Consider the following 1,685-nt stretch of genomic DNA (forward strand, 5'->3'; position numbering starts at 1 on the left):
TCAGACGCCGGTTTTGACGTGCCAGATGCGGTCGATGTAGTCGCGCATCGAGCGGTCGGAGGAGAAGTAGCCACTGCGGGCGACATTGAGGATCGCCGACTTCGTCCACGCCTCCTGGTCGGCGTAGTAGGCCTCGACGCGGGCCTGAGCGTCCATATAGGACTGGTAGTCCGCGAGCGCCAAGAAGGCGTCATTGGAGAGCAGATCGCCGACGAAGAGCCCGGCCGCATCCCGGTCACCGCCGGTGAAGTGCCCGCTGGCGATCAGGTTGATGGCGCTGCGCAGGTTCTCGTTGGACTCGTAATAATCGGCCGGCCGGTAGCCGCGGGCCTGCAACTCCGCGACCTGGGGCTCGTCCATGCCGAAAAGGAAGAAGTTGTCGTCCCCGACGAGCCGGCGAATCTCCACATTGGCGCCGTCGTCGGTGCCGATGGTCAGGGCGCCGTTCAGGGCGAACTTCATATTTCCCGTGCCGGAGGCCTCCTTGCCGGCGAGCGAGATCTGCTCGGACAGGTCGGCCGCGGGGATCAGCCGCTCGGCAAGGGTGACGTTGTAGTTCGCCGGGAAGGCCATGAAGAGCCGGCCTTCGACACGAGGGTCGGCGTTGATGACCGTGGCCGCGGAGTTGATCAGATAGATCGTCTCCTTGGCCATCCGGTAGCCGGGGGCCGCCTTGGCGCCGAAGACGACCGTGCGCGGGGTGACCGACGCCGGGTCGAGGCGGCCGCTGATGATGCCGTCATAGAGCGTGACGATGTGCAGCAGCTTCAGCGACTGGCGCTTGTACTCGTGCAGGCGCTTGACCATGACATCGAGCAGGTGCCCCTCGGGCAGGGCGATGCCGTCGCGCCGCTGCAGCACGCGGGTGATCCGCTCTTTGTTCGCGGCCTTGACGGCGCGGAACTTCTCGCGGAAGTCCTCGTCCTCGGCGTAGACCTCGAGTTCCTCGAGCCGGTCGAGGTTGGCGACCCAGCCGACGCCGATGGTGTCGGTGATCAGCTTGGACAGGTAGGGATTGGCCTGGCGCACGAAGCGGCGCGGGGTGACGCCATTGGTGACATTGGTGAACTTGTCCGGCCACAGCTCGGCGAAGTCGTTCAGCACCTTGTCGCGCAGCAGTTGCGAGTGCAACTCAGCAACGCCGTTGACCTTGACGCTGGCGACGGTGGCCAGATGCGCCATTCGGACCGAGCGCTCGGGGTGGTCGCCGATGATCGACATCCGCCGCACGCGCAACTCATCCCCGGGGTAGGCCTCGCGGACCTCGTCGAGGAAGCCCTCGTTGATGCGATAGATGATTTCCATATGCCGCGGCAGCAGCCGCTCCATGAGGCTGACCGGCCAGACCTCCAGGGCTTCGGGCAGCAGGGTGTGGCAGGTGTAGGCGAAGCACTGGCGGGTGATGCCCCAGGCGTCCTCCCACTCCAGGCCGTAGTCATCGACGAGCAAGCGCATCAACTCGGGGATCGCGATGACCGGATGCGTGTCGTTCAGCTGGAAGATGATCCGCTCGGGCAGGTCGCGCACGTCGAAGTCGGTGGGCTGGGTGTGCTTGATGAAGTCGTAGAGGCTGCACGCGACGAAGAAGTACTGCTGCTGCAGACGCAACTCCTTGCCCTGAGGGGTGGAATCCTCGGGGTAGAGCACCTTGGAGATGTTCTCGGCGAAGGTCTGGCTGCGCACCG

The 1,685-nt window shown here is 65.0% G+C and carries 1 protein-coding gene; it reads right to left on the minus strand.

What is annotated here, in order from left to right:
• On the minus strand, positions 1-1,685 hold a 1,685-nt coding region (locus tag PKH97_RS16445), incomplete at its 5' end, for a glycogen/starch/alpha-glucan phosphorylase (RefSeq protein WP_324388684.1).

Origin of the sequence: Nostocoides sp. (genome assembly GCF_035343835.1) — a bacterium.
In the GTDB taxonomy this organism is placed as follows: domain Bacteria; phylum Actinomycetota; class Actinomycetes; order Actinomycetales; family Dermatophilaceae; genus Nostocoides_A; species Nostocoides_A vanveenii.